Genomic DNA, 18,847 nt, shown 5'->3' with positions numbered 1-18,847 from the left:
ATGTAGTCCGCTGGTCCTCCATCGACTGAGGCAGTTCGCGATCTCGCGCGTCCATTGCGGAGCACGGATGTCGGTGCTGTGGAGCAGGCCGACAGTTGCACGAGCAGCCAGAAAGCAGGGGCCGGTGGGCGATCGGCATCGGAGCGGCAGTGGCCAGGCCCGAGCCGTACCAGAAGAGGCAGGCCTCCGGCGTCGAACAGCTCTGACAAGGGCTTCAGCCAGTGCGCTCCGGGACGAAGACGTCGGCGGTCTCCACCGCGCGGCCGTCGCCGTCGTAGTACGTCCGCTCATCGCCAGGATGAGGTCGCTTGCGTTGAGACCGAGCAGGACCGCCCGTTCCTGGGAGGCGGGCAAGCCGCAAAGTCTTCACCCGGGTTCCCATGCCAACGCCGATGCAGCGCGTCCGCTAGACCACTCTCATGCCGGCGAGCGGGCTCATCTCGGACAGCAGGACGGGCGTCTCGCTGGTGATGGCCACGGGCTCCCAATGCCCTCGCCAGACTGATCCGGGAATTCACCGAACTCCTCTCCCCGGCTCCGGGAAGCGACGACGCACTCACGAAGCAGTATTGCGATCCCGTCTCGGGCGGTATTCGACTTTTCCACGGGTGCGGGCGAGTGATCCGCCCGAGGCAGAGGCGACGACCACACTGCCAGGCTTTTCGCAGGGAGGTCTTCCCGACAGGGCCATTCAGGGCGGCCCACGAGAACGGCGACGAGCACGCCATCAGCGCTTACGCCATTGCCTTTGGCCCGGCCTGCCACACGTCCGTCACGGCAGGAGGAGAACTGTGGGCAGCTCACCCGTGGGGAGTAATCGTTCAAGAACGGGAAAATAAGGGTAAATCCTGGAAGTAGGTGCTCGCGGCGGGCGTCGCACCAGCACGCCTCCGCTCGGTCGGCAGGGTTTCCTTTATAAGGAGGCACCGCGGCCTTCACCCACAGGGTCCAACGATGGACCCCGGGCCCTCCGCACCCGTACCGGCCGGAAGGGGTACGCAATGGATCTGTGGCTGATCTGGTTGATCATCGCAGCTGTGCTGGCTGTGGCGGAGATCCTCACCCTCACCGCTGCGCTCGGAATGCTGAGTGCCGCCGCGCTGGTCACGGCGGGGTGCGCGGCAATCGGACTGCCGCTGCCCTTCCAGTTCTTGGTGTTCGCCGTCGTGGCGACCGTCACCGTGCTGTTCGTGCGCCCTGTCGCAATGCGTCATATGCTCCAGCCCCAAGCGGCGCGATTCGGCGTAGATGCACTGGTCGGCAAGGCTGCCTATGTCGTCTCGGAGGTGTCGGGCCTGGGTGGCAGGGTTCGTATCGACGGGGAGGAATGGACGGCCCTCGCCTACGACGAGACGCTGGTGATTCCTCCGGGAAAGACCGTCGACGTCATAGAGATCAGCGGCACCACTGCGTTCGTTTACCCCCGGGACTGAAACCATGGAGACCTCTGCGTTCCTCATCGCCGGCCTGCTCGTCGCGCTGATCGCGATCTTCACCGTGGTGCGGGCGGTGCGCATCGTTCCCCAGGCGCGCGCCCGTAACGTCGAGCGGCTCGGCCGCTACCATCGCACCCTGAACCCCGGCCTCAACCTCGTCATCCCCTATATCGACCGCGTTCGCCCGGTGATCGACCTGCGTGAACAGGTCGTCTCCTTCAATCCGCAGCCGGTCATCACCGAGGACAACCTGGTCGTCGAGATCGATACCGTCCTGTACTTCCAGGTCACCGACCCACGAGCGGCCTTCTACGAGATCGCGAATTTCCTTCAGGCCGTCGAGCAGCTGACCGTCACCACCTTGCGCAACGTCGTGGGCTCCATGGACCTGGAGAAGACGCTCACCTCACGGGACACCATCAACAGCCAGCTACGCGGCGTGCTGGACGAGGCCACCGGTAAGTGGGGACTGCGAGTCAACCGGGTGGAGATCAAGGCCATCGATCCCCCGCAGACCATCAAGGACGCGATGCAGAAGCAGATGCGAGCCGAGCGGGACAAGCGGGCCGCGATCCTGGGGGCCGAGGGACAGCGCCAATCGCAGATTCTCACCGCCGAAGGTGACAAGCAGGCCGCCGTCCTGCGCGCGGAGGGCAACCGTACTGCTGCGATCCTCCAGGCCGAGGGGCAGTCCCGGGCCATCGACGAGGTGTTCCAGGCCGTGCACCGCAACGACCCCGACCCCAAGCTGCTCGCCTACCAGTACCTCCAGACCCTGCCCCAGCTCGCGCAAGGTTCAGGCAACAACTTCTGGGTGATCCCCAGCGAAATCACCGCCGCGCTCCAGGGCGTGTCCAAAGCCTTCAGCAAGGAGCTGCCCCAGTCGCCGGCCACTCGCGAGAAGCCTGCCGATGACACGGACGCCCAGGCCGCCAACGACACGGCGCAGGCCGCAGAAGCAGCTGCCGAGGCCGTCGCTGACGCCGCCGAGGTCGACGGCGCCGCCTCCGGTGCCCTCCCGTCCGATCCGCCTCGTTGACAGTGAGCGGCCCCTCACTGACCGCTTCAGAATGAGATGGGAGTGTCAGTTGGTTCAGTCGTCGAGACGCTGCAAGATGTGGGTGAACTCGCCGTTTTCGATCAGCCCTGAGAGCACCTGGACCATGTTGCTGATGCCCGCATCACGGACGATGAGACCGTCGGGACACCGGAATTGACTTCCGCTCCCCCGCTGGTGGCCCATCGCTCCATGAGCGTCTCCACGTGAGCAACCGTGCAGACGTTCGCACTCCACCGAGAGCCGTCCGGCAGTCGCACCTCGACGTCGATGTCGTGCACGGCCTCCAGATCCTCACCGGCATCCGGCAGGAACCACGCCTCGAACCGCTCCGTCTGCACTCGACACCACAGGGGCATCCCAACTGCCCGGTTGCGCGTTGTCACTCATCAGGCGATCCTGTCGGGCGAATCCGCTCACCTCAACAGTGTTCTTCTGGCACTGTGCCGCGCGTGGACAGCCCGGATTCAGCCGGTCGTCGCAACACGCCTGATGTGGGTGGGAATTGAGGCGTCCATGGGGTCGGTGGGCGACTCGTTCGGCAACGCCCTGGCGGAGAACCTGTGGATGCTGGTCAAGACCGAGTGCATCCGCGGCCGGGTGTTCGCCACCCGGGCCGAGGCCAACCTCGCGATCTTCGAGTGTCTCGACGGGTTCTGCAATCCTCGCCGCATCCAGAAACGGCTCGGCCACCTCAACCCCGTCGAGTTCGAGGAGAAGCACTACGCCGGCCAGGCAACGGCCGAACCGGTGAACCTGAAACCCCGCAGACCCGCCCTGACCAGCTAGTCAGCACCTCCCGCACAGCGGGGGAAGCTCACCCCTTGCCGGGCGTCTTTCGGGACAGCGAACGCCAGGTCGGTCAGCTCTTGGGCACGACCTGCACGTCGATGTCGACCCGGATGGTGGGGCCGACGGCGGCGATACCCCGCGCCAGCATCGTCTGCCAGCTCACCTGGAAGTCGTCGCGGTGCAGTTCGGTGGTGACCCGGCAAGCCGCCCGGGCCTCGCCCTGCATGCCGTTGCCGAGTCCGAGGTATTCCATGTCCAGCGTGACCGTACGCGCCACCCCGCGCAGCCACAGCTCACCGATGACGTCCCACCGATTGCCGCCCCGGGGCACGAACTGGTCGCTGTAGAACTCGATGGTCGGGAACCGCGCCACGTCCAGGAAGTCCGCCGACCGCAGATGGTCGTCGCGCATCCGCACATTGGTGTCGATGGTCGCCGCGTCGATCACCACGTGCATCGCCGTCTGCGTCGCGTCGTCGGTGATCCGCACCACTCCCGCGAAGGAGTTGAACCGGCCGTGCACCCGGGCCACCCCGATGTGCCGCGCGGTGCAGGCGATCGAGGAGTGCGCCAGATCGATCTCCCAGTCGCCCGGCGCGGGCATCTCCAGCGGCTGTGCCGCCCGCAGGGTCACATCGCCGAGCGAGGCGAGGGAGTCCTCGGTGACCGTGCACGGCATCCGGTACGGCAGGTACCCCTCGGCGAACACCGCGAGCCGGTACTCTCCCGCCGGAATCGTGGCCACGAACGAACCGAAGGGATCCGTCCCGCCCTCGACCAGTGTGCGTCCCACGGTGTCGCTGACCGCCCATCGGGCGTTCGGCACCGGCTCGTTGGCCGGGCTGAGGACCCGGCAGCTCAGCACCCCGGCATTCGAGGGAGTCTGCACAGCTGCCAGAGGGCCCGCCTGACGCTGTTTCGTTCGACTTGCCAACCAGCGGCCCATCATGTGCGACACCCTCTGCGTAACGTCAAGAACACCGATCGCCGGACGCATATTCGATCACCCCGAGGCTTTGGATGCAATAGGCAATTACCCTGAGCCCTTTTCAACCTGATTGCGTGGTCGGAGCGTTGGTGGGAGAAGCCTGTACGGGACAACGAAACTCCTGGTAGACGGGTTCTCGACCAAGATCGCCCATGCCCGCCAGGAGTTTCGTGTGCTTTTCCACCCGCCATCGGTTGATCTGTCCAGCCACCCTTCGATACCTGACGGGGCGGTTCCGGGCTCGGCGGCGGGAGATCGGGACACGGTGGCAACGCCTGCCGGCCGGGCATCGGGCCCGCGCGCCCTGGCCCACCTGCGGTGCGGCGACACTCCCCCAGCCTCCGGCCGGGGGCACCCCCAACGCCCAGCTCGCCGCCGGTTTCCGCATCGGCACCGCGACCGCGTACCGCTCCCCGCGCGAGGCAATCGACGTCCTGACCACCCTGGACGGGGCGATGAAGACCGTGCGGACAAAGGCGTTCGTGATCCTGGACGGCACCTTGCTGCCGACCGGCCGATCGCTGCCTGCACCCTGGACTGCCCCGGGTTTCGCGGAGTCCGGTGATCTTGCCTCAGGCGGACTGCGGGACGGCTTCCTGGCGCTGCCATCCCCCGCGTTCGTACTGGCAGACGGTACGTGGGCGAGGGCGGAGCGGAGCCGTTCCTCGCGGTACCAGGTGACTTGCTGGAAGATCGCGTGCTCGACCTGGCCGAAGTTGGTCCGGGGGCCCTGCATCTCGACCGGTTCGGCCTCGAAGGTGCTGTTCAGGGCCTCGACCATCGCGTTGCCACAGCTGTCCGCGACGGAGCCGGCCTGCACGGAGGCGTCGGCCTCAGCGAGCCGGCCGGCAGACCGAATGGATACCTGGTGCCCGGAGTCAACCACAGGAAGCAACGCCTCCGCTCCCGCACTCCCCGTCCGTAACCGGAGTGGGGGTACGCACCGACAGGCGCCTCCCGGCGATCCGCCGGACCGGCAGTGGCTCAAGGCAACTTTCCGGCGCCGTCCTCGAATTCGACGAAACCCCGGAGGCCGGCGCCGCCCGCGAGGTCTTGGGAGGAGACCGGCATCCCGGCGAAGCCGACGCACGAGGCCGGCCCGGTTCCTGGAGCGGCCCGCACCCGCGGGAAGGTGCACGCGGTCCTACCCGGCAGTAAACGATCAACGTTCGCGCAGGTCTTGACCCGCTGCCGGTGCGGGCCTAGCCTCACATCGCCGCTCATCCCGCTGCGGGAGAGCACCGGGTCAGCCAGACCCGGGCGCCGAAGGAGCAACACCTCCCCGGAAACTCTCAGGCACCCCTACCGCTCGGGCAGGCACCTCTGAAAAGCAGGCGCTTTTGCGCCTCGCCCACGGTGCAAGCCGCGAACTTTCGCGGCGAAGCTCTCAGGCCCCATGACAGAGGGGGAGGCTCCGCTCGGCAGCGCGGGCTCCTACCCGTGCCCGACCTTTGAGGACCCCCCGATGGCTTTCTCGTTACCCCGGCCGCCGGCCGCCCGTCGGTATCCCGACTGAGCTCCGGCTTTCCCACCACGGCCCTCCTGGGCCCACGCCCCCTGAAGGCGTGTTCGGCGTGCCCGGCGCCCTCCCCGTCGGCCGCCCCACCACTCATGCCGGCTCTTTGTGCCCACTCGCTCCCCCCATGCGTGTGCGGCCGCCTCCCAGGAAACGCCTGTCACGGCCCATACGCACCAAAGATCCACGAGGTTCGCTCATGCATGACAGCAGCAAAGCCGTCCCAACCACCGCCCCGGCGCCTGGGGCGGAGCCCGGACCGACGCCCTCCCCCGCGGGCGAGCAGCACCTCTCCCGGCAGTTGTCCAACCGGCACATCCAGCTGATCGCGATCGGCGGCGCCATCGGAACCGGTCTGTTCATGGGATCGGGCAAGACGATCTCATTGGCCGGCCCTTCGGTGATCTTCGTTTACATGATCATCGGCGCGATGCTGTTCTTCGTGATGCGGGCGATGGGAGAGCTGCTGCTGTCCAACCTGCGCTACAAGTCCTTCGCCGACTTCGCCTCGGACCTTCTCGGGCCGTGGGCCGGCTTCTTCACGGGATGGACCTACTGGTTCTGCTGGATCGTCACCGGCGTCGCCGACGTCATCGCGATCGCCGGGTACGTGTCGTACTGGTGGGGAGGGCTCGCACTGTGGATCCCGGCACTCGCGGCGGTCGTCCTGCTGATCGTCCTGAACCTGCCCACGGTGAAGGCGTTCGGTGAGACCGAGTTCTGGTTCGCACTGATCAAGATCGTCGCCATCGTGACACTGATCGTCGTCGGATTCGGCATGGTCCTGGGCGGCTTCCAGGCCCCCGGGGGCGCCACCGCAAGCTTCTCCAACCTCTGGAACGACGGCGGCTTCTTCCCCACCGGCCCCATGGGATTCGTCGCGGGATTCCAGATCGCGACCTTCGCCTTCGTCGGCATCGAACTGGTCGGCACCACTGCGGCGGAAACCAAGAACCCGGAACGGAACCTGCCCAAGGCGATCAACTCGATCCCCGTACGCGTGATGCTGTTCTACGTGGTGGCCCTGATCGCGATCATCTCCGTCACACCCTGGCGCCAGATCAGCGCGGACCGCAGCCCCTTCGTCGTGATGTTCACGCTGGCCGGCCTCGGCATCGCCGCCTCCGTGATCAACTTCGTGGTGCTGACCTCTGCCGCCTCGTCCGCGAACTCGGGCATCTACTCCACCTCACGGATGGTCTACGGCCTGGCCCAGGAGGGCGACGCGCCGGCACGGTTCGGCAGGCTCACCTCCAGGAAGGTACCGGTCAACGCCCTGCTCCTGTCCGGCCTCTTCCTGCTTCCCGGTGTCGTCATGGTCACCATGGGCGACTCGATCATCGAGGCCTTCACGCTGGTGACCACCATCTCGGCCCTGCTGTTCATGTTCGTCTGGTCGATCATCCTGATCTGCTACCTCGTGTACCGCAAGCGCCGTCCTCACCTGCACGAGGCGTCGACGTTCAAGATGCCCGGCGGCATCGTCATGTGCTACGTCGTACTCGCCTTCTTCGTGTTCCTCATCTGGGCACTGACCCAGAAGGAGGACACCCTGCAGGCACTGCTGGTGACCCCGGTGTGGTTCGTCATCCTCGGCATCGCATGGGCAGTGCTCCGCCGTCGCCGCCCCCACCAGGCCCGACAGACAGCGTCCCCGGCCGACTCCGTGGAGCAGCCCCTGGACTGAGGCGCCCTCATGACGGGAGGCCACAGAACACCCGCACAACACAACGCCCGGCGACGGCCGGTCGGCGCTTCGACCGCCGGCCGGCCACAACAGCCCGGTGGCAGCACGTCCAGCTGCCACCGAGCTGCGCTTCCCGCACCGCCCGGACACCGCCACAGCCCCGACGGGACGAAACGCCGGCACACCGGCCGGACCTGTCCGTTACGAGCCGGCCGACCGGTTCCGGTTCGCCCCTCGTCGGTCTGGGAGATCCTCAACGCCGCGAGTGGCGACCCGGCGCCGCGCTCGGCACGAGGCTGTAGGCACCGGAGTCACCGCCCGGGAGTGGGCCGGGCACCAGGCGCGGGCCCTCGCCGCCGGCCCGGGCATGCGCAGAAAGTCCCCGCGGTTCCTGCTGCGGGACCGCGACGGCACGTACGGTGCAACGTTCGCCGCGGTCTTCGGGGCCGGGGAGCCGGAGGTGCTCTTGAGTGTCCCGCGGGTTCCCCGGACGAACGCCCACGGCACTACAACGCCCGCCCACCTCACCAGGCCCGACAGCGACTACTGCCCGACGCCGAGGAACGGCCCGACGTCGCAGTGCACGCCCTCGACATCCGCCGGGTGCTGCGGACCCAGGCCCCCTCGGCGGCATGATCGGCGAGTACCGCCACACCGCTTGACCGACGACGACTTTTCGAGCGGCACAGGACCGGACACGGACCCGGGACCGCCCTGCGTCGGCGCCATCGCCGACCTCCTCTCCAAGAGCGTCCGCTCAACACAGGCGACCTCATGTCATACGTGTCCGCAGAAAGTGCCTTCTTGCCGTGGCGACAGAAGCCCTGGACAAGCCTCATCATCCCAGCTCAGGAGGCACTTTCGCGTTTCCGCTCAGGATCCGGACGCCGCCGTCGGCGCAACGCGGAGGCCAGAGGGAAGAGCGCACACCGCGCGAACGCGGTGTTCGCGTCCGCCGCACGTTCAGGGGCGCCGCCAGTCGTCGTTCGTCAGATGCGACCCGGCCTGCGGGCCCATCCGGAGCATGCCGCCGTCCACGCTCCAGGAGGCACCGGTGACGTACGAGGCGTCCGGACCGGCGAGGAAGGCGATGACTGCGGCGACCTCGCGGGCATCGCCGGGCCGCCCGAGTGGGACGCCGGGACGGCTCTCGGTGTGCGGGTCGGTGTCCTCCTGACCGGTCATCGGCGTGGCGATCTCGCCGGGGGCGACCGCGTTGACGGTGATGCCGTGCTCGCCGAGCTCCAGTGCCATGACCTGGGTGAGCAGCCCGAGGCCGCCCTTGGCCGCGCAGTACGGGGCGGCGCCCACGCGGGGTTGGTGTTCGTGGACGGAGGTCACGTTGACGATGCGACCACCGCCGCCCTGCCGGATCATGTGCCGCGCCGCCTTCTGCCCGCACAGGAACGGGCCCACCAGATCGACGTCCAGGACCTCGTGCACGGTGGACGGCGCCAGGTCCAGGAAGGGCGTCATGGTGCCCGTACCGGCGTTGTTGACCAGCACGTCGATGCGGCCGAGACGGTCGCACAGCTCGTCGACGGTGTCCGCGGCGTCGGGCAGCCGGGTGAGGTCCATCGGGGCCACCTCGGCCCCCCGCCCGTGTGCCCGGACCTCCTCGGCCGTTTCCTCGGCGCCCCGGTGGTCGCGGTGCCAGGTGATGCCGATGTCCATGCCCGCGCGGGCCAGCCGTACGGCGGTGGCCCTGCCGATGCCGGAGTCGGCGCCGGTGAGCACGGCGACCTTGCCGGTCGCGGGAGTGGGAGCGGACATGGGAGGCCTCCTCGTGGTCACGGGGCGGAACGAAGCATCGCAGTACCCGGGTGCGGGTCGCAGAAACCGCCCGCCCGTCGTGCGGTCGTCCGCGCCCCGGGGAGCCCCGGAGCCAGGAAGCGCCCATGGAGCCCGTCGGGGCACTGGAGCGGCTCGGCTTTCTGCTGGAGCGGTCCCTGGCACCGACGCACCGCGTCCGGGCCTCCCTCACCACGGCTTGGATGCTGCCGGAGCCGGGCCCGCGCGAGGCGGGCCGCGGCCGACTCACCAAAGGCACTCAGGGGCCTCGGCCCGAAGACCGCGCAGGGGTGCGGGAGGCGTCGGCCGGCGAGGCACCCGGCCGCCTGCACCCACTCGCCGCCGTCGGGGCGCCGCTGCGCGGCGACTGCCACCTGCACTCCGACCAGTCGGACGGCGGCGGCGCCCAGGGGGCCCGGGCGCCGTTCCGGCTGCTGACCGGCATCGGGTGCGCCCCCTCGACGACGGCTCCCTGGACCAGGAGCCGGACCTGCGGGAGCACCTGGATGTCGTGGTGGCGGCCGTGCACTCCAGGCCACGGGCGGACGCCCGGTCGATGACCCGCCGCTGCTGCTGCGCCGGACGGTGGCGGCGGACGCACTGTTCTCGCTCGACACCGACGCGCATGTTCCGGGGCGGCCCGACCGGCAGATCCCCGACTGCGCCCGCGCCCAGGAGCGCGGGGTACCGCCGGGCGCGCGGCCTCCCCCGGCCCCGGAGCGGTTGCCGGACCGGGCCCGGGAGCACAGGACGCCCTCGGGAGTGGCGGGCGGCTGAGGTGGTACCCGTGCGGTCGGTGAGGAGACGAAGGGACACCGCGTATGGAACGGGCCGCCGTGTTCGACGTCGACGGCACACTGGTCGACACCAATCACCTGCATGTGACGTCCTGGTGGGAGGCATTCCGGCAGGCCGGCCACCGGATACCGATGCACGCCATCCACCGGGCCGTGGGCCTGGCCTCCTCCGACCTGGTCGTCCATCTGCTGGGCGACGACCGGGACACGGATCTCGACGAGGAACTGAGCTCCGCGCACAAGGCTCTGTACGGGCAGTACTTCGACCGGCTGCCCGCGCTGCCGGAGGCGGGCAGCCTGCTGCGGCGTCTGCACCGTGACGGCCGACAGGTGGTGCTGGCCACCTCGGCGGGCGGCGCGGAGCTGAGCGCGTTGCGCCGAGCGATCGACGCGGACGACGCGATCACCGCCACGGCCAGTGCCGACGATGTCGCCGAGGGCAAACCCGCCCCGGAACCGATCGAGCACGCCCTGGAGCTCGTCGGTGTGCCCGCCGAGCGCGCTGTCCTGGTCGGCGACTCGGTGTGGGACATGCGCGCGGGCAGCCGCGCCGGGGTGCGCTGTGTGGGCGTGCTGTGTGGCGGCATCCCGCGCACCGATCTGCTGGAGGCCGGCGCGGAGGCCGTCTACGACGACCCGGCGCACCTCCTGGCGTCCCTGCCGGACAGTCCCCTGGCATGAGCCCTCTCGGACGTCGAAACACCCGCAGCGCATGACGCGGGTCAGGGAAGTGATGGAGCCAGGGCAGACCACCGGGCGGGCGGCGCCGATGGCGCGGGGTGGACGCCGTACGTCAGGAGGTGTGGGCCGTCGTGGCGGCGCTGCTCGCCTGGGTGGTGGCCCGGGCTCTGGCTCGGCGGCCCGATGGCGCTGATGGCGCTGATGGCAGCGTGGGTGGTGCTGTTGCTGGTGCAGGCCACGGTCTACAGTTCGCTCGTACAAGCCACGCGGCAGTTCGCGGCGATCCGCATCGGGGCACTGGTGGTATCCGGGGCCCAGGCCGTCACCGGCGACACGGCGGGCGCACTCGCGCTACGGCACTGTTCACGATCATCTCGGGCACGGTGAGCGCGACCGCCGTCGGGCACCGGCTGGGCCAGGCGGCGCTCGGCGCGTTCACCGTGTCGCCGTCAACGCGCTCGTCCTGCCGCCGATCCATCTGCGGGACGTACGGGAGAACCTGGCCTCGCTCGCCAGGGAGACACGGGTGACGTACTGCACGGCGTCGCCGATGATCTGCGGGAGGGCGAGTGGGACGCGCAAGACCGTCGCCTGTCAGCCGGCCGCCTCGGTGCGGCTGCAGGACCACCTGGACGCACTGCGCTCCGCCCGCGGCTGGAGCCGGGAGAGCCCACGGCTGACCCCCGGCGCATCGCGCCCTGCGCCGGGCGCCGACCGCGGCCCTGCAGCCGGAGGAGGAGCGGAGGACGATTCCCATGCCGACGCCCCGGGGCGTCGGCGGGCACGTGCGGAGCGGCGTACGGATCGCACCGGCAGGACGGGGCCGTGACCGATTCTGCAGACGGCGATCAGAAGTAAGCGTGTCATTCAAGGCCCCGGTGGCGTAGAGGTAGGCGTTTGTCTTCTGGCCGGAGGGGTCGGGCCGGGTGAAGCGGCCGAGGGACGGGTCGTACCAGCGGTAGCCCGTCTTGCAGAGGCCGGTCGGCTCCTGGTGGGCGCCGGTGTAGCGGTACGGCTGGACGACGGCCTCACCGGGGTGGTGCGGGACAGGCCGGTGGGGCCGTAGGTGTGGGTGCGCTTGCCAGGCCCGCCAACTGACCGTGGACCGATGCCGGAAGGACGGCGACGTCACCCATGAGGCCGCGACCTGTCCGACCTCGGCAACCGGATCCTCACCAACCACCTCGCCCCGCTCATCGCCGACCCGAGCACGGCATCTCCTGGCCCACCGGCCGCCTGGAGGCAAGCCGCCACACCCAACTGCTGGACGATGCCCTTCCAGCGCTGACCGACGTCAGCGGGCCTCGACGTCCCGGACGGCCCTCACGGCCTCCCAGGGCCGGGGCCCGCTTCCCTCTGCCCAGCACAGCAACGCCTGCCGGTCCACGCACACGATCCCGCACTGCTCGGCGTACTCCACCGCCGGCGCGGTGAAGTCGCTGGTGGTGACCAGGACGGCGACGTCGGCCTCGTGGATGGCGAAGCAGGTGCCGCCGAAGCGCTGGATGTCCTGGGAACCGACCCGGTGGGAGTCGCCGTAGCGCTTGCACTGGATGACGACCCGCCACCCCTCTGGGGACACGGCCACGACGTCGGCGCCCAGATCCCCGGCACCGCCCACGGCTTCCACGTCGGAACAGCCGTCGCGCTCGCAGAGGTGGGCGACCGCTGCCTCGAACTCCTCGGCGTCCAGGGCGTCATAGTCGATGTCAACGCCGAAAGCCGCTCGCTGACGCGGAACGGTCGCGGTCTCCCACACCTCGGCCGCCTCCGTCGCCGCCTCGTCGAGCGCGGCCGCGGCCCGTCGTGCCGCTCTCGCCAGATGGAGGCGGCGTCCCAGGGCCGCGATGCCCGCGACACCCAGCAGGAGCAGGACGAACGCCCAGCCGGGATGCCGCTCGGCGATGTCGACCGCCGTGCGGGCCGCGAATCCCAGGATGCTCACCACCACGGCCAGAAGGACGAAGAACAGAGCTGTCGAGCGCAGGTCGAACGAACGCCGACGGTTCGCGGGCGGTGTACGACGCGCAGGTGCGGCCACGGTGACGAGCCCCCTCCTGGGTTGGACAAGAAGATCACTTTCTCCGTCTGCCCAGGATCGGACGTTGTTGGACAAGGCGATTGCCCACCGTGGCCGGATGCGGCACTGTGATCTTCTTTGTGAACGGGTCGGTGGTGGAGCCCTCCGCGCGGAGCACCCGGTCCGGCACATCGGCGATCCCCTCAAGGACGGCTGCCGGCGACCGGGCTCCGGTCGGCACACCCGCGGCCGCGGCGCCCGCACCGGCTGCGCAGATCGGGGAGGCCGGCAAGGAACCGGGTCGAGCAGACCACGTCGCTCCCTGCCGGCCTGCCCGGGCGCGCGGCCCCGGCGGGCCCGGCATTCGAGATCGGAGGAGGGAGCGGTACTTGCCTGTCAGGAAGCCCGCAGGCTCATCGACGTCAAGAACGACAGGCGGCGCGAGCACCAGGTAGCCCTCTGCCGTCTTTCCTGGGCAGAAATCGCTCACCAGGCACAGATGCTGATCGGACACGAGGGAGTGGGCAACGCGGTGCATGCCTGGCTTCTCCGGGAACTGCTGCACTACCTGCAGCGCGAGAACTCCGGCTGCCACGGCTTCCAGAACATGGGCCCCGCCTGGTACCCGTGTGCAACGGAATCGAGGACGGAGCCCTCTGCCAGGGCTGCACGGGCGCTGGAGACGACCGAAAGCCGGGAGCGGCTCATCCATCAGGTCTGCCTCAGACCGGGCAGCGAGCTCGCTGCACATCCTGAGGCCTTGCGCGGCTGGATCCGGCAGGCAGAGGCCGAGACCGACGAGCGGGACGACCGGCTGACCCCCGACGAACGCGCCGAGCGCGAGCCGTGCGCGCGCAAGTGTCAGGACACCGTGCTGACCGAGCGGATCCGGCAGATCCGCTCAGCCGCGATCAGCCTGACGACGACGAACCCGCGCAGCGGAAGGACGTCAGCTGCTCGTGGTCAGGTCGGCGCAGCGGGTCACGACGCGGGCGAGACCGCCCTCCTCTGCCAGCAGTCTGCGTTGCGTACGTGCCCCGTTGCCCTGTTCGAGGAGGCGGGCGATGCCCTCACGAACGAGATCGTCGTCGCCGTGGTCCACCAGCGCCTCGCGAACGTACCGGTACATGGCCCGCACCGCGTCGGCAGCGGAGGTCTCGCGCATGGTCTCGGGGTGCAGGAGGGGACCGTCGAGACCCGAGCGTCCCGCTCGCCACGAGGCGAGGCGCAGCAGGCCCGTCCCGACCCTGTCCGGCGGTACACCGTCCTGCCAAGCCCGGGCGGACGTCTCCACCAGGGCACGCGTGAGCGCGGCCAGCAGCACGGGAGCGGACGCGTCCAGGCACACGTCCGCCACACGGATCTCCACGGTGGGATACGAGGCGGAGAGCCGGGCATCGAAGTAGACCATGCCCTCGTCACGGAGGACCCCCGTGCCGACCATGGCGGTGACCTGCTCGTGGTAACGGTCGGCGGACCCGAAGATCTCGACCGGCCCGGCGGACGGCCAGCGGTTCCACACCCGGCTGCGATAGCTGCCGTAGCCGGTGTCCTGCCCCTGCCAGAAAGGCGAGTTCGCGCTCATCGCCGTCAGAACCGCCAGCCACGGACGTATGCGGTCCAGGACAGCCACACCCTCCTCGTCGGAGTCCACCGACACGTGGACATGGCAGCCACAGGTCAACTGCTCCTGAGCCGTCAACCCGAACTGTTCACCCAGCCACCGATAACGGGTACCGGTGCTCAACGACGGCTCGACAACCAACGGTGAGGTCGCCACAGCCACCACCACCGCCCCGGCAGTGCCCGCATGCCGCGCCGCCTCCCTACGGCAGCGGGTGATCTCCTCCTGGAGCCGGCTCATCTCCGTCACCGGCTCGGTCGCGAACTCCACCTGCTCCTGTTGAAGTTCCTTCTCGAACCGGTGTCCCTTCGCGCCGACCCTGCCGTGCTCCCAGGCCCGGCGGTCGGCAGCCGCGAGCGCCTCGCCGGAGACGGCGACCGGCACACCACTGTTCGGGTCCACCAGCAGCAGTTCCTCTTCCACACCCACACTTCGCACGCCGTCGCCCCTTGTCTCCTGCTCACCAATCCCGGCTCCCGCCCGGACCGTGACAGGCAGGAGCCCCGCGACGGCGCGGCGTACCCGGAGGAACCGCCGGGCACGCCGCTGGCAGCAGCGGCGCCTCGATGCACCCGCCGGTGGCCCGGGACTCGGAGGCAGGCTGCTGAGCGGTTGCCGGGTCGGGGACATTACAGCCCAGGGCAGCCGGAAGACACCACTGCTCCGGAAGACACAAAGTGGCAGCGCTCCGCCCGGCCGACGCCGCCAGCAGGAAATCCTCTTCGAGTCGATCACCACCATCTGTCCCGATCCCATTCCATCGCTCTTACAGCCGCCACCTGACGGCACCCAGTCGGCTTCCGCACGCAACACACCGACTACGGCAGTGAGGACACCGGACTTCACAAGGGCAGCGACCCGTCGCAGGGTGGACCTGACGGTGAACGGGCGGACCGGCACCCACCATCAGCACCATCTGGTGAATGTGCCTCCACACCCACCTGAAACAACATTTTCCGCAGCAAGTCCTGCCAGAGCACCAATGGAGGGGGCTCAGCCCGTGCAGGGGGAGCCGGATAAGTCCGCCAGGACGAACCTCGTCGTCCATGAACCCTCGACCGACACGTGGCGGAGAACAACAAGAAGTTCTGATACTTCAGATTGCTTCCGATCAATACCGGCTCAATACCGGCGCTCTCCGTCAGGCGATCCGCATCCGGAATCCGCTGGGCGGTCGGGTGAGCACCCTGAAGAGCGGATTCCGGAGATTCAGGTCGCCCAGGCAGGCGCGGTGGGTGGCCGGGGCAGTCGGCAGCGGGCGGCCCAGGTACAGGCGGGCTTCGGCCCGCTCGGCGTGGAGTCGGGAGGTGTCCATCGCGTCGGCCGGCCACTCGGCGGCCGGCCGCAGCCCCTCGGACAGGTCCGCGTGCGCGACCCGTGCGTCCTGGAGGCCGAGGTGGAGCTGCCCTCGCAGGGCGAGCGTGCGGGGCGGATGCCAGGCTGGGCCGTGCTCCTCCAGCCAATATTGGAGCGTACCCGGGAGGGCTCCGACTTCCCGGAATCTGGCAGAACTTGACGACCTGCTGTCGGCACCACAGCCACCGGCCGCTGTCAGGCGGGGATGATCTGCCCGTTCTCGATCTGGAAGTTCTCGGTCGGTGAGCAGCCTATCGATGGCGTGATCAGCAGGCTGACGGCAACCGGTGCGGGCTCCGTACTGGCGGTGAAGAACTCGCACACCGCGTGGCGGCCGGTCAGCGGGAACCAGAACCAGGCGTCCACCCCGCCGACCAGAGTACGGTCCGACTCTCTCCACGCACCGTCTTCGAAGGTGAAGACCTGGAGGCGCACGGATGCCGCGAGCGGATCGGTCTGCGACCTCAGAGCGGTGAGTGTGAACTTGAAGTCTCCGTCCAGGACCGATGTGGCGACCCGTCGGCGCTCTGTCGCCTGAGGCTCGGTCTGCGGTTCCTTTCCCTGGTCGGCCGTCGGGCGGGTCTGCGGGTCGGCCGGCAGCGGGGACGGCCGGCCGCCGGTGGCTGCGCCGATCGTGACGGCGACGGCCGTGGCGGTGGCCAGGGCGACGCCCCAGTTTATGAGTGCGCGGAAGTTCTTGATCACGACGTCTCCAGGTGTGGTGATCGGTGCGGGTCGGGGAGGCGCTTCATTTTGTTCTCAACTTCTTGGACCTCATGGCCGGTTGATGACCATGTCGGCATTGGTCAGAAAATGACGTCCCGCCGCCTGGTGCGGCGCTGAAGGCCCTGTGGTCGATGACCAGGACCGGTCCTGCGACAGGGGCTGTCCGGTACCTGGCGCGGGCGGGAACGCTGCTCTCGCAACTGCATCCCGGGCGGCGGCGAGACTCCCCGACGCGGCTACTTGCCGGGGAAGGACGGGGGCATGCGCATCGGCACCTTGGTCGGACTGCGGCCGTCCCCGGTCCGATGAGGCTGCACGTCGAAAACTTCGAATGTGAGTTGCCAGATCGCCGGCGTCAACACCCGCTGTGTCACCTGGCCACGCGCCTTACGGAACTCCCCGGTGCCTCCGGTGATCGCGTCGACGACCGGGCTCGGTACCGGAATCCCGGCTTGCTCGCCCTGGACGGTGATCTGTCCTTCCGGCAGCACCGCGGTCGACGAGCATTGTCCTGCGTTGCATTCGAGGTCGGTGATGACGCAGAACCCACCGAAGCGTCCGACGAAGCGTTCTTCTGGCCCCTCGGTCGACACCAGATTCCCGCTGAAGACGAACTGGTCGCCGACGCTGCGGCCCGTGGCACCCAGATCCAGCTCTTCGCCGGCTTGCAGCCGGGCTTCCACGCGGATGGTGCGGCTTTTCACCGAGGAGCCGTCGGCGGGGTGGGTTGCCGCAGTTTCAGCCGTCTTCAGCGGGATCACGTCGGCCGATGCAGATCCGATGAGAGCAAGCCCGGCAGAGCCGCCGAGAACCGCGATGGCCAGGAATATGAGGGGTCGGCCAGCGAAGCCCATGGTCGCCTCCGTGTGTGCAGGAACGAACAGAGTCAGGGCCGCCCAGGCCTTGTCCGACGCCGCTGCCGCCGGACGACGGCGCGTCGGGTCGGTTCACAGAAGGCAAGGCACCCGAGCAGATCTGAGGACCGTGGACGAGAACGTGCGAGAGGGCCCGCGGCGTTACTGGGAAAGTTCGCCATGTTCACTCTGGTCGTGACGAAATTCGTCCGGATTCATTCATGAGCGGGCTCTCCGCTCAGCAGCAACGCTAAGGGCAGTGCTGGCGACGCACTCAAACAGAGGACCAAGATTGAGGCCATTGGGGTGCATGAGTCCCGGCGGCGCTCGTGTCGAAACATTCCACGCCCGGGCCGTCACCGCCACGGTCCGCGATCCGCCCAGCCACCGCACCGAGACCCACAGCACGACGAACGATCCCTCGGGGACCCATTCGGCGGATCCGGGCCGAGCAAGGACACGACACCGCGAGCTCCGTCTCAGCAGCACGAACCTGCTCTGCATACCGGACACCAGGCCGTTGCAACCGAATCCGGCATCTGCAACCGAATCCCGGCATCGACGACTCCTCGTGTCACGCTACGTAATCGATTCGAGTGGCACCCCGTCGGTGGACGACAGAGACTGAAGCGTGATGGTTCTGCGAGTGCTCAAGGAGCTTGCATGCTGGAGAAGTCTGCCGAGTCCCTGACGGCCGTTCCGGATGAATCTGGAGTCGCCGAGCACAGGACGCACGCCCCGTCGAAAGACAACAGTCCGTCGCCCGACACGGAAAGGAACCTCGCCGAGGTACTCGCCGGCGTCGTGGGCGTCGACCAGGTTTCGGTCGACGCCAACTTCTTCGACGACCTCGGCGCCAATTCATTGGTGATGGCACAGTTCTGCGCACGCGTCAGGAAACGAGCGGATCTGCCGTCAGTTTCGATAAAGGATGTCTACCATCACCGGACGATCCACAGCCTGGCGGCGGCAGTCACCGACGTCGGAACCGGCATCACTGCCACACCCGCCCCCGCCGGCTCGCCGGACCGAGCATCCTCGGAGTTCGTGACTCCGGGCAGCACGCTGCAGTACACCCTCTGCGGAGTGCTGCAGTTCCTGCTTTTCCTGGGGTACTCTTTCCTCGTCGCAATCCTCACCGAACGCGGCTATCTATGGATATCCGCCGGCTCGAATGTGACGGACATTTACCTACGATCGGTCGTCTTCGGCGGCGTCGGCTTCGTCGGCATGTGCACCTTCCCGGTCGCGGCCAAATGGATCCTCATCGGCCGGTGGAAAGAAGGCGATTTCCCGGTCTGGGGTCTGACCTATCTCCGCTTCTGGACCGTCAAGGTACTGCTCCACGCCAACCCGATGGTCTTCTTCGTCGGAAACCCCCTGTATGTGCTCTACCTACGGGCACTCGGCGCACGCATCGGCCCGGGTGTCACGATCCTCTCGCGCACCGTTCCGGTCTGCACCGACCTGCTCACGATCGGCGCCGGCACGGTGATCCGCAAGGAGTCGTACTTCCTKTGCT

14 protein-coding genes, 4 pseudogenes and 2 riboswitches are annotated in these 18,847 nt (G+C 68.6%); of the genes and pseudogenes, 10 read left to right on the top strand and 8 right to left on the bottom strand.

Going from position 1 to position 18,847, the window contains the following annotated elements; genetic code table 11:
• The first annotated feature begins 1,001 nt into the window (after positions 1 to 1,001).
• From DIZ27_RS38265 to DIZ27_RS38250, 3 genes are all read left to right on the top strand, one after another.
• The gene (locus DIZ27_RS38265) at positions 1,002 to 1,433 is read left to right on the top strand and encodes an NfeD family protein (RefSeq protein WP_109382982.1); all 432 of its coding nucleotides are present in this window, start codon (positions 1,002 to 1,004) and stop codon (positions 1,431 to 1,433) included.
• A gap of 4 nt (positions 1,434 to 1,437) precedes the next feature.
• Positions 1,438 to 2,475: an SPFH domain-containing protein gene (locus tag DIZ27_RS38260; protein ID WP_109382981.1), complete on the top strand. Its 1,038-nt coding sequence runs from the start codon at positions 1,438 to 1,440 to the stop codon at positions 2,473 to 2,475.
• A 534-nt stretch (positions 2,476 to 3,009) separates the two neighbouring features.
• A complete protein-coding gene (locus DIZ27_RS38250) occupies positions 3,010 to 3,282 on the top strand; it encodes an IS3 family transposase (RefSeq protein WP_181383902.1) in 273 nt (90 codons plus the stop codon).
• Positions 3,283 to 3,355: 73 nt separating this feature from the next.
• On the opposite strand, the gene DIZ27_RS38245 is transcribed toward DIZ27_RS38250, so the two are convergent.
• Positions 3,356 to 4,234 (bottom strand): YceI family protein, encoded by an 879-nt coding sequence (locus DIZ27_RS38245; protein WP_109382979.1) that lies wholly within the window; start codon positions 4,232 to 4,234, stop codon positions 3,356 to 3,358.
• A 211-nt stretch (positions 4,235 to 4,445) separates the two neighbouring features.
• Between DIZ27_RS38245 and DIZ27_RS47910 the strand changes: the two are divergent.
• Positions 4,446 to 4,791: pseudogene (locus DIZ27_RS47910) on the top strand (IS5/IS1182 family transposase); the annotation flags it as partial.
• Positions 4,792 to 5,494: 703 nt separating this feature from the next.
• Positions 5,495 to 5,591, top strand: a riboswitch (glycine riboswitch).
• A riboswitch (glycine riboswitch) is annotated at positions 5,592 to 5,683 on the top strand.
• A gap of 305 nt (positions 5,684 to 5,988) precedes the next feature.
• Positions 5,989 to 7,476 carry a D-serine/D-alanine/glycine transporter gene (cycA, locus tag DIZ27_RS38235; protein WP_109382978.1) on the top strand — a complete coding sequence of 496 codons (1,488 nt, stop codon included), beginning with the start codon at positions 5,989 to 5,991 and terminating at the stop codon, positions 7,474 to 7,476.
• Positions 7,477 to 8,439: 963 nt separating this feature from the next.
• Here the strand turns inward: cycA and DIZ27_RS38225 are convergent.
• The gene (locus DIZ27_RS38225; protein ID WP_109382977.1) at positions 8,440 to 9,249 is read right to left on the bottom strand and encodes an SDR family oxidoreductase; all 810 of its coding nucleotides are present in this window, start codon (positions 9,247 to 9,249) and stop codon (positions 8,440 to 8,442) included.
• Between the two features lie 125 nt (positions 9,250 to 9,374).
• Between DIZ27_RS38225 and DIZ27_RS38220 the strand changes: the two genes are divergently transcribed.
• The 3 genes and pseudogenes from DIZ27_RS38220 to DIZ27_RS49000 form a co-directional block, all read left to right on the top strand.
• The gene (locus DIZ27_RS38220) at positions 9,375 to 9,827 is read left to right on the top strand and encodes a hypothetical protein (protein WP_309074960.1); all 453 of its coding nucleotides are present in this window, start codon (positions 9,375 to 9,377) and stop codon (positions 9,825 to 9,827) included.
• Positions 9,828 to 10,088: 261 nt separating this feature from the next.
• Complete coding sequence (locus DIZ27_RS38215) at positions 10,089 to 10,745, top strand: HAD family hydrolase (RefSeq protein WP_109382976.1); 657 nt, start codon at positions 10,089 to 10,091, stop codon at positions 10,743 to 10,745.
• Positions 10,746 to 10,843: 98 nt separating this feature from the next.
• A pseudogene (locus DIZ27_RS49000) lies at positions 10,844 to 11,491 on the top strand (FUSC family protein); the annotation flags it as partial.
• A gap of 188 nt (positions 11,492 to 11,679) precedes the next feature.
• On the opposite strand, the pseudogene DIZ27_RS38205 reads toward DIZ27_RS49000, so the two are convergent.
• Positions 11,680 to 11,877, bottom strand: a pseudogene (locus tag DIZ27_RS38205) (hypothetical protein); the annotation flags it as partial.
• A 162-nt stretch (positions 11,878 to 12,039) separates the two neighbouring features.
• Positions 12,040 to 12,786 (bottom strand): restriction endonuclease, encoded by a 747-nt coding sequence (locus DIZ27_RS38200; RefSeq protein WP_258308749.1) that lies wholly within the window; start codon positions 12,784 to 12,786, stop codon positions 12,040 to 12,042.
• Positions 12,787 to 13,165: 379 nt separating this feature from the next.
• Here DIZ27_RS38200 and DIZ27_RS48995 point away from each other — a divergent pair.
• Positions 13,166 to 13,508, top strand: a pseudogene (locus DIZ27_RS48995) (hypothetical protein); the annotation flags it as partial.
• 206 nt (positions 13,509 to 13,714) lie between these two features.
• Here DIZ27_RS48995 and DIZ27_RS38190 read toward each other — a convergent pair.
• The 4 genes from DIZ27_RS38190 to DIZ27_RS38175 form a co-directional block, all read right to left on the bottom strand.
• Positions 13,715 to 14,827: a glutamate--cysteine ligase gene (locus DIZ27_RS38190; protein WP_109382974.1), complete on the bottom strand. Its 1,113-nt coding sequence runs from the start codon at positions 14,825 to 14,827 to the stop codon at positions 13,715 to 13,717.
• 703 nt (positions 14,828 to 15,530) lie between these two features.
• Positions 15,531 to 15,704: a hypothetical protein gene (locus tag DIZ27_RS48990; RefSeq protein WP_181383901.1), complete on the bottom strand. Its 174-nt coding sequence runs from the start codon at positions 15,702 to 15,704 to the stop codon at positions 15,531 to 15,533.
• 236 nt (positions 15,705 to 15,940) lie between these two features.
• A complete protein-coding gene (locus tag DIZ27_RS38180; protein ID WP_109382973.1) occupies positions 15,941 to 16,450 on the bottom strand; it encodes a hypothetical protein in 510 nt (169 codons plus the stop codon).
• A gap of 257 nt (positions 16,451 to 16,707) precedes the next feature.
• Positions 16,708 to 17,325 (bottom strand): dirigent protein, encoded by a 618-nt coding sequence (locus tag DIZ27_RS38175; RefSeq protein ID WP_109382972.1) that lies wholly within the window; start codon positions 17,323 to 17,325, stop codon positions 16,708 to 16,710.
• 663 nt (positions 17,326 to 17,988) lie between these two features.
• On the opposite strand from DIZ27_RS38175, the gene DIZ27_RS38170 reads away from it, so the two are divergent.
• The coding region (locus tag DIZ27_RS38170; protein ID WP_258308748.1) for a phosphopantetheine-binding protein at positions 17,989 to 18,847 on the top strand (859 nt) is incomplete at its 3' end.

Origin of the sequence: Streptomyces sp. NWU339, from assembly GCF_003143855.1 — a bacterium.
GTDB lineage: Bacteria > Actinomycetota > Actinomycetes > Streptomycetales > Streptomycetaceae > Streptomyces.
This window is presented reverse-complemented; position numbering and strand designations above follow the sequence as displayed.

Excerpts from the sequence above, each read along its gene's own strand:
- DIZ27_RS38265 (WP_109382982.1), top strand. The coding sequence starts at position 1,002 with ATGGATCTGTGGCTGATCTGGTTGATCATCGCAGCTGTGCTGGCTGTG.
- DIZ27_RS38260 (WP_109382981.1), top strand. The coding sequence starts at position 1,438 with ATGGAGACCTCTGCGTTCCTCATCGCCGGCCTGCTCGTCGCGCTGATC.
- DIZ27_RS38250 (WP_181383902.1), top strand. The coding sequence starts at position 3,010 with ATGGGGTCGGTGGGCGACTCGTTCGGCAACGCCCTGGCGGAGAACCTG.
- DIZ27_RS38245 (WP_109382979.1), bottom strand. The coding sequence starts at position 4,234 with ATGATGGGCCGCTGGTTGGCAAGTCGAACGAAACAGCGTCAGGCGGGC.
- cycA (WP_109382978.1), top strand. The coding sequence starts at position 5,989 with ATGCATGACAGCAGCAAAGCCGTCCCAACCACCGCCCCGGCGCCTGGG.
- DIZ27_RS38225 (WP_109382977.1), bottom strand. The coding sequence starts at position 9,249 with ATGTCCGCTCCCACTCCCGCGACCGGCAAGGTCGCCGTGCTCACCGGC.
- DIZ27_RS38220 (WP_309074960.1), top strand. The coding sequence starts at position 9,375 with ATGGAGCCCGTCGGGGCACTGGAGCGGCTCGGCTTTCTGCTGGAGCGG.
- DIZ27_RS38215 (WP_109382976.1), top strand. The coding sequence starts at position 10,089 with ATGGAACGGGCCGCCGTGTTCGACGTCGACGGCACACTGGTCGACACC.
- DIZ27_RS48990 (WP_181383901.1), bottom strand. The coding sequence starts at position 15,704 with ATGGACACCTCCCGACTCCACGCCGAGCGGGCCGAAGCCCGCCTGTAC.
- DIZ27_RS38175 (WP_109382972.1), bottom strand. The coding sequence starts at position 17,325 with ATGGGCTTCGCTGGCCGACCCCTCATATTCCTGGCCATCGCGGTTCTC.